General features: G+C 69.3%; 13 protein-coding genes. 6 read left to right on the top strand and 7 right to left on the bottom strand.

Annotated elements, in window-relative coordinates; all coding sequences use genetic code 11:
- Window positions 1-138 precede the first annotated feature (138 nt).
- Window positions 139-1,902: a DEAD/DEAH box helicase gene (locus tag ACWF9G_RS12365; RefSeq protein ID WP_452515200.1), complete on the top strand. Its 1,764-nt coding sequence runs from the start codon at window positions 139-141 to the stop codon at window positions 1,900-1,902.
- A gap of 207 nt (window positions 1,903-2,109) precedes the next feature.
- Here ACWF9G_RS12365 and ACWF9G_RS12360 read toward each other — a convergent pair whose 3' ends face one another.
- On the bottom strand, window positions 2,110-2,715 hold the full coding sequence (locus ACWF9G_RS12360; RefSeq protein WP_452515198.1) for a TetR/AcrR family transcriptional regulator: 606 nt from the start codon (window positions 2,713-2,715) through the stop codon (window positions 2,110-2,112).
- A gap of 148 nt (window positions 2,716-2,863) precedes the next feature.
- Between ACWF9G_RS12360 and ACWF9G_RS12355 the strand changes: the two genes are divergently transcribed.
- Complete coding sequence (locus ACWF9G_RS12355; RefSeq protein WP_452515196.1) at window positions 2,864-3,601, top strand: SDR family NAD(P)-dependent oxidoreductase; 738 nt, start codon at window positions 2,864-2,866, stop codon at window positions 3,599-3,601.
- A gap of 103 nt (window positions 3,602-3,704) precedes the next feature.
- Here the strand turns inward: ACWF9G_RS12355 and ACWF9G_RS12350 are convergent, their stop codons facing one another.
- On the bottom strand, window positions 3,705-4,253 hold the full coding sequence (locus ACWF9G_RS12350; RefSeq protein WP_452515194.1) for a hypothetical protein: 549 nt from the start codon (window positions 4,251-4,253) through the stop codon (window positions 3,705-3,707).
- A complete protein-coding gene (locus tag ACWF9G_RS12345) occupies window positions 4,253-6,067 on the bottom strand; it encodes a DEAD/DEAH box helicase (protein WP_452515262.1) in 1,815 nt (604 codons plus the stop codon). The genes ACWF9G_RS12350 and ACWF9G_RS12345 overlap by 1 nt, the downstream gene beginning before the upstream one ends.
- Window positions 6,068-6,192: 125 nt before the next feature.
- On the opposite strand from ACWF9G_RS12345, the gene ACWF9G_RS12340 reads away from it, so the two are divergent.
- Window positions 6,193-6,954 carry a TetR/AcrR family transcriptional regulator gene (locus ACWF9G_RS12340; protein ID WP_452515192.1) on the top strand — a complete coding sequence of 254 codons (762 nt, stop codon included), beginning with the start codon at window positions 6,193-6,195 and terminating at the stop codon, window positions 6,952-6,954.
- Between the two features lie 93 nt (window positions 6,955-7,047).
- On the opposite strand, the gene ACWF9G_RS12335 is transcribed toward ACWF9G_RS12340, so the two are convergent.
- On the bottom strand, window positions 7,048-7,242 hold the full coding sequence (locus ACWF9G_RS12335) for a DUF7455 domain-containing protein (protein WP_029903635.1): 195 nt from the start codon (window positions 7,240-7,242) through the stop codon (window positions 7,048-7,050).
- Window positions 7,243-7,644: 402 nt separating this feature from the next.
- On the opposite strand from ACWF9G_RS12335, the gene ACWF9G_RS12330 reads away from it, so the two are divergent.
- Genes ACWF9G_RS12330 through ACWF9G_RS12320 form a run of 3 tightly spaced genes read left to right on the top strand, consistent with a single transcriptional unit; the run spans window position 7,645 to window position 9,721 of the window.
- Entirely contained in the window at window positions 7,645-8,016 is a 372-nt protein-coding gene (locus ACWF9G_RS12330; protein WP_452515191.1) for a DUF952 domain-containing protein, read from the top strand.
- A 38-nt stretch (window positions 8,017-8,054) separates the two neighbouring features.
- On the top strand, window positions 8,055-8,537 hold the full coding sequence (locus ACWF9G_RS12325) for a cation:proton antiporter regulatory subunit (RefSeq protein ID WP_189023997.1): 483 nt from the start codon (window positions 8,055-8,057) through the stop codon (window positions 8,535-8,537).
- 5 nt (window positions 8,538-8,542) lie between these two features.
- The gene (locus tag ACWF9G_RS12320) at window positions 8,543-9,721 is read left to right on the top strand and encodes a cation:proton antiporter (protein ID WP_379306186.1); all 1,179 of its coding nucleotides are present in this window, start codon (window positions 8,543-8,545) and stop codon (window positions 9,719-9,721) included.
- On the opposite strand, the gene ACWF9G_RS12315 is transcribed toward ACWF9G_RS12320, so the two are convergent.
- The 3 genes from ACWF9G_RS12315 to ppgK all read right to left on the bottom strand — a co-directional run bounded on the left by ACWF9G_RS12315 (window position 9,722) and on the right by ppgK (window position 13,247).
- Complete coding sequence (locus tag ACWF9G_RS12315) at window positions 9,722-10,645, bottom strand: MHYT domain-containing protein (protein ID WP_452515188.1); 924 nt, start codon at window positions 10,643-10,645, stop codon at window positions 9,722-9,724.
- Window positions 10,646-10,876: 231 nt separating this feature from the next.
- Window positions 10,877-12,244, bottom strand: a complete 1,368-nt coding sequence (locus ACWF9G_RS12310; protein WP_452515187.1) for an RNA polymerase sigma factor — start codon at window positions 12,242-12,244, stop codon at window positions 10,877-10,879.
- A 244-nt stretch (window positions 12,245-12,488) separates the two neighbouring features.
- Window positions 12,489-13,247 (bottom strand): polyphosphate--glucose phosphotransferase, encoded by a 759-nt coding sequence (gene ppgK, locus ACWF9G_RS12305; protein ID WP_379306181.1) that lies wholly within the window; start codon window positions 13,245-13,247, stop codon window positions 12,489-12,491.
- Between the last annotated feature and the right edge of the window lie 19 nt (window positions 13,248-13,266).

The raw sequence follows: 13,266 nt of genomic DNA, 5'->3' as shown, positions 1-13,266 counted from the left end.
GCCCGTGGGGTACGGGCCGGGCATCGTGTCGGCGGGTAACAGGTAAATGGCCGGTGACCTCGGACGGTGTTGTGATGCCTGTCGCGCACCCCGCGTCGGTTTGGCGACACGCCGCACCGGGCGGCTAGGGTCATCTGCGTGACTGGGTCGGGTGACGCCGCTGCGGCGAGGGATGCGGGTACACCGGGCGATTCGGCTGCCGGGGGTGCGTCGGGGGGTTCCCTACGCGCGTGGCAGCGGCGCGCCCTGACGAAGTACCTGGCCACCAAGCCGCGCGATTTCCTCGCGGTCGCCACGCCGGGCGCGGGTAAGACCACCTTCGCGCTGCGGGTTGCCGCGGAGTTGCTGGCCGACCGTACGGTGGATCAGATCACCGTCGTCGCGCCCACCGAGCACCTCAAACACCAGTGGGCGGCCTCGGCCGCCCGCTCGGGCATCCAGCTCGACTCCCGGTTTTCCAACTCCACCGGCGGCACCTCGGGTGACTATCACGGCGTCGTGGTGACCTATGCGCAGGTCGCGGCCCATCCCACCCGGCATCGGGTGCGCACCGAGAACCGCCGCACGCTGGTGATCCTCGACGAGATCCACCACGCGGGCGACGCCAAGACCTGGGGTGAGGCCACCGAGGAGGCCTTCGGCGACGCGACCCGGCGCCTCGCGCTGACCGGAACCCCGTTCCGCAGCGACGATTCCAAGATCCCGTTCGTCACCTACGAGCCCGACGAAGCCGGTTTCCCCCGCTCGCGCGCCGACCACTCCTACGGCTACGCCGACGCGCTCGCCGACGGCGTCGTGCGCCCTGTCGTGTTCCTGGCCTACTCCGGTGATGCGCACTGGCGCGACAGCGCGGGCGAGGAACACACCGCCCGCCTCGGCGAACCGCTCAGCGCCGAACAGACCGCGCGCGCCTGGCGCACCGCGCTCGACCCGGCCGGTGACTGGATCTCGGCGGTGCTGCGCGCCGCCGACGTCCGCTTGCGTCAGCTGCGCGCCTCCGGCATCCCCGACGCCGGTGGCCTGGTGATCGCCACCGACCAGGAACGGGCCCGCGACTACGCCGAACTGCTCGAACACATCTCGGGTGAGCGCCCGACCGTGGTGCTCTCCGACGACCCGCAGTCCTCGCAGCGCATCGGCGAGTTCGCCGAGGGCGCGCAGCCGTGGATGGTGGCGGTGCGCATGGTGTCCGAGGGCGTCGACGTGCCGCGGCTGGCCGTCGGTGTGTACGCGACGAGTGCGTCGACCCCGCTGTACTTCGCGCAGGCCATCGGCCGGTTCGTGCGTGCCCGCAGGCCGGGGGAGACGGCGAGTGTGTTCCTGCCGTCGGTGCCGGTGCTGCTCGACCTGGCCGCCCAGCTGGAGTTGCAGCGCGATCACGTCATCGGCAAGCCGCACCGCGAGAAGAACGCCCTCGACGACGAACTGCTGATCGACGCCAACAAGACCAAGGACGAGCCCGGCGAGGAGGAGAAGTCCTTCGTCGCGCTGGCCGCCGACGCCGAACTCGACCAGGTGATCTACGACGGCTCCTCCTTCGGCACCGCCACCATCGCGGGCAGTGACGAGGAAGCCGACTACCTGGGCATCCCGGGCCTGCTCGACGCCGACCAGATGCGGGCGCTGCTGCGCGACCGGCAGACCCGTCAGCTCGCCGACCGCAGCGCCGCCCAGGAGTCCGCGCCCGCGCCCGCCGCGGTCGCCGAACGGATCGCCACCTCCGACAAGCTGGGCGAACTGCGTCGCGAACTCAACAGCCTGGTCGCCATGCATCACCACCGCACCGGCAAGCCGCACGGGGTGATCCACGGTGAGCTACGCCGCGAATGTGGCGGTCCCCCCACGGCGTTGGCGTCGGTCGACCAGTTAGGGGAACGCATCGCGGCCCTGCGCCGCCGGTAGCGGTAACCGGGCCGACTCAGGACCGCGACGTGTAGCGCTGCGGTGACCACGGGCGGCTCGCCGCGTCGCCGATCTCGGCGTCGCGCCGATGTCGAGGTCGCCCAGTGTGTGGTGCGGTTTTGCCGAGTCGTACGACGGCGTCGGCCAGCCGCTGCGCGGTGTACCCGAGCAGCCGCGTTCAACCGCAGCGGCGGCCGAGTTCGGTGCCTAGGCGGTCGTCGCTGCCGAGAGAACCTGCAGCGCGCTGTCCACCGCGGCACTGAGTTCGGCGTGGCCGACGTCGTCCCTGGCTTGGATCGATAGCCCGTAGAGGACGGTGCTGTAGAGCGCGGCCAGCGCTGCCGTGTCGGTGCCGGGTTTCAGGTCACCGTCGGTGACACCTCGGTCGAGGCGGGCATGGATATCCGCGGTGGTGTGGCGGCGGGCCTCGGCGAGGAACTCGCGGACAGAGGCCGTCCGGGTGGTGTAGGTAGCTCCGGCGAGGACCACCATGCAGCCGTGTGGCAGACCGGGATCGGTGTAGGTGGTGATGTTGTCGCGCAGCATCGCCTCGATCGCGGCGTAGGCGGTGGGTTCCTCGCGCAACGCCCGCGCGGTGCGCGACCCTTCGGTGCGGCCGTAGAGCTCGATCGCGGCGCGGAACAGGGCTTCCTTGTCACCGAAGGCGGCATAGAGGCTCGGGGAGTTGATGCCCATGGCGGTCGTGAGATCGGCCATGGAGGCGCCGTCGTAGCCGCGTTCCCAGAACACCTCCATGGCACGCCGCAGAGCCACGTCGCGATCGAAGCCGCGCGGGCGGCCGCGTTCTGCCATGCCAAACCTTTCTGTGCCGATCGGTAAATATACCGCGCGGACAGCGAGCCGGATCATTCTGTATCGATCGATAAGAAACTCTTGACGCCAGCGCAGGCGTGCGCTTGTCTATTTGTGTATCGACTACTACAGAATTGGAGCACGCCAGATGACGAGCAGCACCACCGTGGCCCTGGTGACCGGCGGCAGCCGGGGGATCGGCGCCGCGATCGCCCGCAGACTGGCCGCCGCGGGCACCGATGTGGCGTTCACCTACCAGCGCGACGAGATCGCGGCGAAGTCGGTCGCCGCGGACATCAAGGCGCTGGGCAGGCGAGCGCTGCCGATCCAGGCCGACAGCGCCGACGCCGCCCAGGTCGTCGCCGCCGTCGACCGGACCGCGCGGAATCTCGGCGGCCTGGATGTCCTGGTGAACAACGCGGGCATCTTCCCGGCCAAGCCGTACGAGGAGTTCAACATCGACGAGATCGATCGCGCGTTGAACATCCACGCCCGCGCGCCGTTCGTCGCGGGCCAGGCCGCGCTGGCGCACCTGGGCGAGGGCGGCCGGATCATCTCCATCGGCTCGAACCTGACCGACCGCGCGCTCTTCGGCGGACTGGCGCTGTACAACCTGAGCAAGTCGGCGCTCAACGGCTACACCAAGGCGCTGGCCAGGGAACTCGGCCCGCGCGGCATCACCGTCAACCTGGTCCAGCCTGGCCCGACCGACACCGACATGAACCCGGCGGGCAGCGACCACGCACCCGCGCAGCGCGAATTCAACGCGCTCGGCCGGTTCGGCGCCGCCGAAGACGTCGCCGATCTGGTCGCGTTCCTGGCGGGCCCGTCGGCCCGGACGATCACCGGGGAGATCATCACGATCGACGGCGGCACCAACGCCTGAGTGCGGCACTGCCGGTGAACGTGCCATCGGCCGTGCCGCGGTCGTCGTCGCCGCGGCCCGCCTCGGCAGGTCGCGGCGACGTCACGGCCCACCGGCGAAGCTCTCAGTGCATCCGCTCGAAGAACTGGGTCGGGTCGAGCGCGTTGATGCTGGTCCAGCGCGGTTCCTGGACCGGAGCCCCGGCCTCCTCGGTGGCGTCGAAATACCCCTGGAGTTCCAGCGCCACCCGCGGATTCTCGTCCACCTGCCGGGCGATCGCGTACAGCACCGCGAGCACGTGCAGACACCGCGCGGTCCGGGCCGAGCAGGAACAATCGGTGCTCACCAGGGTCGGCGCCGGGGAGTGCCCCGCGTCGAGCAGCGCCCGGTGCATCTCGTCGGTGACCACGGTCGGATCGGGAATCACTCGCGCGATCGCGGTGATCGCCGCCCTGGTCAGCGGCGCCACCTCGACATGCGCGATCGAAGCCTGTCCGCCGCGATGCAGGTGCGCGCGCACCGTCCGCCCCTCGATCTCGGTCCGCACCCCGTCGTTGCGGGCGATGCTGCGGGCGCGGGGCAGCAGCGGTTCGGGGCGGGTCTGGCGCAGCGGCTCGGCCAGCCGCACCCAGTCCCTGCCCCACGCCGTGTAACCGAATTCGTTGTCGGCCATCAGTTCTCTCGCTTCCGTCGCAGGATGTCGACGAGGGCGTCGTCGTCGAGCCGGGCCAGCTCGGCGATGCCCGCCGCGTCCGAGAGATCGGTGAGCGCCGACTTGCGGGTGTGCATCGCCGCGATGTGCTCCTCGACCGTGGTCGCGCTGGTCAGCGTGGTGACGGTGACCGTGCGGGTCTGCCCGATCCGGTGCGCCCGGTCCGAGGCCTGCGCCTCGACGGCGGGATTCCACCAGCGATCGAAATGGATCACATCGGCGGCGCGGGTCAGGGTGAGACCGGTGCCCGCGGCGCGCAAGCTCAGCACCAGCACCGGTGGGCCGTCCGGTGATTGGAACGCGGTGACGATCCCTGAGCGCTGGTCGGCGTCGAGCCCGCCGTGGAAGAACGGCGCGTCGACCCCGAACTGTTCGGCGAGATGGCGCACCAGCAGCTCGCCGGTCTGGCGGTACTGGGTGAAGATCAGTGTCGGGTCACCGGTGTCGAGATTGGTGGCGACGATGTCGGTGCACAGGTCGAGCTTGCCGGAGCGACCGGCGATCTCGCCCAGGTCACCGGAGATCAGCCCGGGGTGATTGCACACCTGCTTGAGGTGGGTGAGCGCGGCGAGCACCCGGCCCTGACGTTGCAGGCCGGAACCGAAGCCCTCGTCGAGCGCCTCGGCCAGGACCGCGTCGTAGACCCGTTCCTGCTCGGCGGTCAGATCGCACAGCAGATCGCTGTGGATCTTCGCGGGCAGCGAGGCCGCGACGTGAATCTTCTTGCGGCCGAGCACCACCGGCTCGACGGCAGCGCGCAACCGGGCCGCCGCCGCGGCCGAACCCTCCTCGATCGGCCGGACGAACCGGCGCCGGAACTGCGTGCGATGGGCGAACAGTCGCGGCACCGTGAGATTGAGCAGCGCGAACAGTTCGTCGAGATGGTTCTCCACCGGGGTGCCGGTGAGCGCCACCTTGGCGTCCGCGAGCAGGGCGCGCGCCGCCTTCGATACCTGCGTACGCGGATTCTTCAGCGCCTGCGCCTCGTCGAATACCACGGTGGTCCACTGCTGTCCGGTCAGTGCCGCCCCCTGCAGCCGAAGGGTCGGATATCCGGTGACGACCACGGTCCCCGCGCCGACGGGCACATCGCCGCCACGCCAGGACACCGCCTTCAGCCCCGGCGCGAACCGGGTGATCTCGTGCACCCAGTTGCCCACCAGCGAGGTCGGGCACACCACGAGTTGCGGTCCGTCGGCGCGCCCCTGCAGGAACCCGATGGTCTGCACGGTCTTGCCCAGTCCCATCTCGTCGGCCAGCACCGCACCGCCGAACGCGTCGACAGTCTCGCGCAGCCAGCTCACCCCGCGCACCTGATACGGCCGCAAGGTGGCATCCAGGACCGCTGCCAGTTCGGCGTCGGCCGCCGCGGTCTCGCGCAGCACGCGCACCGCTCGCTGGGCCGAGACGATTGACGTGCCGACCGCATCGGGGACAGCGTGCGCCGCGGCGGGTAGCTCCACGGGGATCGCCGACCCGTCGCCGGGTGGTTTCATCGCGCCGGTGTCGCGGCTCGGCGGTGCGGTGGCCTCGCCCGCCGTGGCTGTGCGTCGTGCGGCGGCCAGCAGCTCGCGCCACGCCAGGGCCGATGGCGCGAGGTCTGCGATGGTGATACCGGCCAGCTCGGCGGGTGTCACCACGGCGGCCGGGATCTCGACCGGTTCGATCGCGCCGCGCTCGCCGACGGGCAGCGCGAGCGTCAGCGCTTCGGGGTCGCCGATACCGGCGGGCGCGGCACCGGCACCATGACCGGCCCAGGTCCACAGCGCGAACAGATGACGGTCGGGGAGATAGGTGGCCTGGGTGGCGGGCAGAGCGGTCTCCTCTGATCGGGCAACACGAACAACCGAACAACGTACACTGTACTGAGTTTGTTCCCGAGTGCCAGAAAGGACGGCTCGTGCCCACCGACGGCGCCGAGAAAGCCACCGCGCAGGCCACCCAGATCCTCGAGCTCTTGTGGCGGCACGCCCTGCCCGCCAAGCCGGGAGCGCGCGGACCCAAACCCGGTCTCACGGTCGACGCCGTGGTCGCCGCCGGCATCGCCCTTGCCGATCGCGAGGGCATCGAGAAGCTGACGATCCGCGCGGTGGCCGCCGAACTCGGCCTGCGCGCGATGAGCCTCTACACCTACGTGCCGAGCAAGGACGCGCTGCTGGTGCTCATGGTCGACGCCGTCGCCGCCGACGACCCGCCGATCCCCGCCGACCTGCCGATCCGGGACCGGATGATCGCGATCGCCACGCGGATCAGGACCGAGCTGATCGCGCACCCGTGGCTGCTCGAGGTCTCCCCGTGGCGTCAGGTGCTCGGCCCGGCCAGGATGCGCCGCTACGAGAATCAGCTCCGCGCGATCTCCGGCACCGGCCTGACCGACCTCGCCATGGACCGCGCGATCGCGGTGCTCACCGACTTCGCCACCGGCAATGCCCGCCTCGCCGTCGCGGCCGCCGGCGCGACGGCCCAGCTCAGCGACGCGGACTGGTGGCAGGTGCACGGCCCGCTGCTGGCCGAGGTGATGCCCGCCGCCGACTTCCCCCTCGCGAGTCGGGTCGGCACCGCCGTCGGCGAGCATTATCAGGCACCGGCCGACCCCGACGGCGCCTTCGCCTACGGGGTCGCGACGCTGGTCGACGGCATCCTCGCCGACGCGGGCGACTGACCCCGGATACAACAACAGCGGGCGCCCTGTCCGGGTCGCCCGCTGTCGGGATGTTCTGTTGTCAGATGTGATTGTTTCGGACGCGAGGAGTGGTCAGAGAGCGGGAGCGGATTCCGTGTCGATCACGGCTTCGAGCTCGCGCAAGCGGTCCATGTGTTCATTCGCGTGGTGCTGGCAGAAGAGCAACTCGCCACCCGCGGGAAGAACGGCACGCACTCGGGCAGCCGCCCCGCAACGATCGCAACGATCGACCGCGGTCAGTGGGGTGCTGGTCAGGGTTCCTGGCATGACTCCTCCGTCCCGGCTCCCGGCGCTGCGTGGCCGTTCGCCTAGGTGTGGGCCCCGTGGTCACTCCACGAGGCTCGCATCCGCTACTTCCCAGCAGGGGTACGACTACTCTGTCAGACGTTCGGGGTTCAGGCTTTGTTCCCGGAAGTGAATCTTTGTGTTTTCGATAACACGACCTGCGGTTTCGCTGAAAGCGAACACCACTGGTCACCGTCTCGAGCACCCGCCGATCACCCACGGCGCCGTCGCTGCCACCTCCCACACGAACCAGTCACTCATCAATCTGTCGCTCGCTGCGGTGTTGCCCGTTACCCGCGGGCCGCGCCACCGAACCGAGCCACCTCGTCGATCCTGTGCCAGGGTCTTTCCCGTCCGAACCTGTTGTCTACCCGGAGATTACCCGTGACATCCGACACCCACACGCTTGTTCACCTGTGTTCTTCCCAAGAATGGGAACAATCCCAGCGAACCGGGGAACGCAGGCCGCCGTCGCTGACCGAGAGCGGCTTCGTCCACCTGTCCACCCCCACCCAGGTCCACCTGCCCGCCAACCGGCTCTTCGCCGGGCGCACCGACATGATGGTGCTGTGGCTGGACCCGGCCCGGTTCACCGGCGAGGTGAAATGGGAGCCCGGTGTGCCGACCGATCCGGCCTCGATGCTGTTCCCGCATCTGTACGCCCCGCTGCCGGTGGCCGCGGTGCTCGCGGCCGAGCCGTACCTGCCCGGCACGAACGGATTGTTCGGCACGCCCCAGCGCGGCGAAGTGGCGTAGACCACATCCTTGGTCACCGCGCGACTACTGTGGACGGTGTGAACGTCGACGTCACAGCGCTACCGGGGATCGGAGTGCGCAAGGATTTCGAGGTCAAGTCGGGCCGCCGCGTCGGGGTGATCGCCCACCGCGACGGGGACATCGACCTGATCGTGTCCAAACCCGACGACCCGGACGCGATCGCGGCCCAGGTGCCGCTGTCGACTGACGAGGCGTCGGTGCTGGCGAACCTGCTCGGCGCGCCGCAGCTGGTCGCCAAACTCAACGACGACCATCGCGACCTACCCGGGATCACCACCCGTCAGCTCGCGATCGGCGACGAATCACCGTACGCCGGTCGCACGTTGGGCGAGACCGGGATGCGCACCCGCACCAAGACCTCGATCGTCGCGGTGATGCGCGCCGGTCAGCTGCACCCGTCGCCCGGCCCGGATTTCACCTTCACCGAGGGTGATCTGCTCGTCGTCGTCGGCACCCCGGACGGCCTGGACGCGGCCGCGAAGATCCTCGCGCACGGCTGACGGCCGTGACCTCGCAGGCCCTGGCTCTGCTCGAGCTCGGCGTGATCTTGTTCGCGCTAGGCATCTGCGGGCGAGTCGCGGGCCGGTTCGGGATGTCGCCGATCCCGCTGTACCTGCTGGGTGGGCTGGCGTTCGGGCGCGGGGGATTCTTCGAGCTGGAGGTGGCCACCGAGTTCGGGCACCTGGCCGGCGAGATCGGCGTCGTGCTGCTGCTGTTGCTGCTCGGGTTGGAGTACACCGCCCCCGAGCTGATGACGGGCCTGAAGCGCTCCTGGGCGGCAGGCGTGCTCGATCTGGTGGCCAACGCGCTACCCGGCGCCGCGGTGGCGCTGATCCTGGGCTGGGGCGTGACCGGCGCCGTCGTCCTCGGCGGCGTCACCTACATCTCGTCGTCGGGGATCGTGGCCAAGGTGCTCGACGACCTGGGCCGCCTCGGTAACCGCGAGACGCCGGTCGTGCTGTCGATCCTGGTCTTGGAGGACCTGGCGATGGCGGTGTACCTGCCGATCCTGACGATGATGCTGGCCGGGCTGAGCCTGCTCAGCGGGCTGGTGTCGCTGGCGATCGCGCTGGCCACCATCTCGGTGGTGCTGGTGGTGGCGCTGCGCTTCGGCAGGCTGGTCTCTGCGGTGCTCGACAGCGCCGACCGCGAGGTGTTCCTGCTACAGCTGCTCGGCGCCGCGCTGCTGGTGGCCGGTGCCGCCTCGGCGCTGAACGTCTCGGCCGCGGTCGGTGCGTTCCTGCTCGGCATCGCGATCTCCGGTTCCACCGCGCACGAGGCGGCGAAACTGCTGGAGCCCCTGCGTGATCTGTTCGCCGCGATCTTCTTCGTCGCCTTCGGGCTCTCGATCGACCCGGCCGCGGTGCCGCCGGTGTTCGGCTGGGCGGTCGCGCTGGCTGTGGTCACCACCGGCACCAAGGTGGCCGTGGGCTGGTGGGCGGCGAGCAGGCAGGGGATCCGCCGGATGGGCCGCGCCAGGGCGGGCGCCGCGCTGGTGGCGCGCGGCGAGTTCTCCATCGTCATCGCGGGTCTGGCCGTCGCCTACGGCAAGGCCGACGCGCGGCTGGCCGCCCTCGCCTCGGCCTATGTGCTGCTGATGGCGATTCTCGGACCGATCGCGGCCAGGGTCGTCGAGCCGGTCGTCGAATTCACGCGGCGCCGCACCGAGGTGGCGGCGAGCTGATCAGTCGACGACCCGGCGCGGCCAGCTGCCCGCGCCGTCGTAGACCAGTTCCTCGGTGCGGTAATCGATGTGCTCGCGGGTCGGCGCGCCGGGGGCCGGGGGCAGGGGAGCGGGCGGAATCGGTTGCTGCCGACGGGATTTCGGTTGATGCCGGGAGGTCAGCCACATCCGTGGCAGCGCCTCCTCGTTCTCGATCTCGGTGAGGCTCACGCTGATCAGCACCAGCATGGTGACGATGCTGCTCACCCCTATCAGCGGCGCCAGCAGATCCATCGCGCCCGAACCCGTCGGCGGCGCGGCGTGATGGTTGGAGTGCGCGTGCATGGCGGCCATGCCGGTGTAGTGCATCCCGGTGACGGCAACGCCCATGATGATCGCCGCGCCCACCGTCGCGAGAAAACCCTTGACGCGCAACGTGAACCAGAGCGCCACGATCGAGGCCACCACCGCGATCACCATCGACAGCGTGACGATCTTCGGGTCGTAGGTCACCGTCGCCGTCGACCTCATCGCGTACATACCGGTGTAGTGCATGGTGCCGACGCCGAGGCCGGTGATCGTGCCGCCCGCCAGCAGCGATCGCAGCGTCGGCTGGGGCTTGTTGACCATGAACAGCCCGATTCCGACCACCACCATCGCGGTGATCGCGCTGAACAGTGTCAGCGGGATGTCGTAGCGGATCTCCGCGCCGCGGATGGTGAAACCGAGCATGGCGATGAAATGCATGACCCAGATGCCGGTTCCGCCGATGGCGATCGCCGCGCCGATCAGCCAGCCGACCCGTCCCTCCACCGCGTTGCGGCCGCGGGCCGCGCACTGCAGGCCGAGCAGACAGCCGGTGACGGACATGAAATAGGCGAGAACGGGGGTGAACCAGCCGTAGCTGAAGTGATAGATGTCGAGCACGCCGCGAAAAACCCTCAATGCCGTACCGCAGAGCGGCGGCGGTAGAACGAAAAACTGTCTGTGACAATACGGTGAAGATCGCGAATTCGCGGCGTTCACAGCGCAATCCAGCACTGTGGGTTTGATCACGAAAAGGTTACCGAGTCCGGTTTATTGGCAATACGGACCGATCGGCATTTTTATTCGGAAATGAAACGAGGCCCGTATCCATCCGGGACGAATGGATACGGGCCTCGCGGTAAAGCTCGGTCAGTCGAGGTAGTCGCGCAGCACCTGCGACCGGCTCGGGTGGCGCAGCTTGCTCATGGTCTTCGACTCGATCTGGCGGATGCGCTCGCGCGTCACGCCGTAGACCTGGCCGATCTCGTCGAGGGTGCGCGGCTGACCGTCGGTCAGGCCGAAGCGCAGCCGGACCACGCCCGCCTCGCGCTCGGACAGCGTCTCCAGCACCGACTGCAGCTGATCCTGCAGCAGGGTGAAGCTCACCGCGTCGACCGCGACGACGGCCTCGGAGTCCTCGATGAAGTCACCGAGCTGGCTGTCGCCCTCGTCGCCGATGGTCTGGTCCAGCGAGATCGGCTCACGCGCGTACTGCTGGATCTCGAGGACCTTCTCCGGCGTGATGTCCATTTCCTTGGCCAGCTCCTCCGGGGTGGGCTCACGGCCCAGGTCCTGGAGCAGCTCGCGCTGGATGCGGCCGAGCTTGTTGATGACCTCCACCATGTGCACCGGGATACGGATGGTGCGGGCCTGGTCGGCCATGGCGCGGGTGATGGCCTGACGGATCCACCACGTCGCGTAGGTCGAGAACTTGTAACCCTTGGTGTAGTCGAATTTCTCGACCGCGCGGATCAGGCCGAGGTTGCCCTCCTGGATCAGATCCAGGAACGCCATGCCGCGGCCGGTGTAGCGCTTGGCCAGCGAGACGACCAGGCGCAGGTTGGCCTCGAGCAGGTGGTTCTTGGCGCGGTTGCCGTCGCGCACGATCCAGTTGAAATCGCGGCGGGTGGTCACCGAGAGCTTCTCGCCGGCCTCGGCGAACTCGCGCATCTTCTCCGCGGCGAACAGGCCGGCCTCGATCCGCTTGGCGAGTTCGACCTCCTCCTCCGCGTTGAGCAGCGCGACCTTGCCGATCTGCTTGAGGTAGGCGCGCACCGAGTCGGCGGAGGCGGTGAGCTCGGCGTCCTTGCGTGCCTGGCGCAGCGCCTCGGACTCCTCCTCGTCCCAGACGAAATCGCCGGAGGCCTTGTCCTTCTCGGAGGGCTCCTCGGTCTCGGCTTCCTCGGTGGTGTCCTCGGCCACTTCTTCGACCAGGGCGTCGCCGTCGGTGAGCTCGTCCTCGGAGACCTCGAGATCACCGAGATCGTCGAGTTCGATCGACTCGTCCTCGAGCTGTTCCTCGCCACCCTCGGCCGAGGTCGCCTTCTTCGCGGCGGTCTTCTTGGCCGGTGCCTTCTTGGCGGCAGCCTTCTTCGCCGGAGCCTTCTTGGCAGCGGCCTTCTTCGCCGGAGCCTTCTTGGCAGCGGCCTTCTTGGCCGGAGCCTTCTTGGCCGTGGTGGTGGCGTCGGCGTCGGCGTCGGCCGAGTCGGCGGTCTGACGGGTATTCGTGGCTACCACGTACGCCCTTTCGTGACGGTCTCGTGCGGCGTCACGCCAGAGTGGTTTTCCGGCGGAGCGGTCGGTCGGGTTGCACCGGCGGTGCGTCGGTCGGGTGACGCCGGTATGTTCACCGGCCTTCTCGCGACCGGCCGCGGCCGGAAGGTTTCACCGGCTCACCGCCGGACGTGTTCCATTGTAACGATCCAACCAGGGTACTCATGGCACGATGCCATCGAGGCGTTGCGCCGCCCTGCGCGCCGCACTACGGCGCGATGCCCATCTCGATGGCCATGGCGGCGCCGACGATACCCGCGGTGTTCTTCAGAACGGCCGGAATCACCGGAGTTCGGTTGGTGAGCAAGGGGATCCACTGGTCGTAATCGCGGCTGATGCCGCCGCCTGCCACGATCACGTTCGGCCAGAACAGGTCCTCGATGTGGCGCAGCACGGTGCTGACCCGCTCGGCCCACTGCGGGTAGGTCAGGTTCTCGCGGTCCTTCACCGAGGCGGCCGCCAGGTGCTCGGCCTCGGCGCCGGTGATCACCAGGTGGCCGAGTTCGGAGTTGGGCACGAGGGTGCCGTTGTACATCAGCGCCGAGCCGATGCCGGTGCCGAAGGTGAGCAGCAGCGTCAGCCCGGTGAGGGCACCGGCGGCGCCGTAGCTGTCCTCGGCCAGGCCCGCGGCGTCGGCGTCGTTGAGGACTGTCACCTCACGCCCGCCCAGCGCCTTGCTGAACAGCGAGCGCGCGTCGGTGCCGATCCACCCGTGGTCGACATTGGCGGCGGTCCTGGCGTGCCCGTCGAGCACCACGCACGGCAGGGTCAGGCCGACCGGTCCGTCCCACTCCGCCTGCGCGACGAGCTCGGCCACCGCACCGGCGACCGCGTCCGGGGTGGACGGCTGTGGCGTGGCGATCTTGATCCGGTCGTGGGCCAGCAAGCCGGTGGCCAGATCGACCACCGCGCCCTTGACGCCGCTGCCGCCGATATCGATGCCGAAGGCGTGCCCTCGAGCAGACATGGTTCAACCCCTCGCTCGT

The organism is Nocardia sp. NPDC055029 (genome assembly GCF_053608525.1).
The sequence above is the reverse complement of the archived record's forward strand: the minus strand, read 5'-3'. Positions and strand labels throughout refer to the sequence as shown.

Coding starts and splice junctions, on each gene's coding strand:
- ppgK (WP_379306181.1), bottom strand. CDS start 13,247: ATGTCTGCTCGAGGGCACGCCTTCGGCATCGATATCGGCGGCAGCGGC.
- ACWF9G_RS12355 (WP_452515196.1), top strand. CDS start 2,864: ATGACGAGCAGCACCACCGTGGCCCTGGTGACCGGCGGCAGCCGGGGG.
- ACWF9G_RS12360 (WP_452515198.1), bottom strand. CDS start 2,715: ATGGCAGAACGCGGCCGCCCGCGCGGCTTCGATCGCGACGTGGCTCTG.
- ACWF9G_RS12335 (WP_029903635.1), bottom strand. CDS start 7,242: ATGCCAGGAACCCTGACCAGCACCCCACTGACCGCGGTCGATCGTTGC.
- ACWF9G_RS12350 (WP_452515194.1), bottom strand. CDS start 4,253: ATGGCCGACAACGAATTCGGTTACACGGCGTGGGGCAGGGACTGGGTG.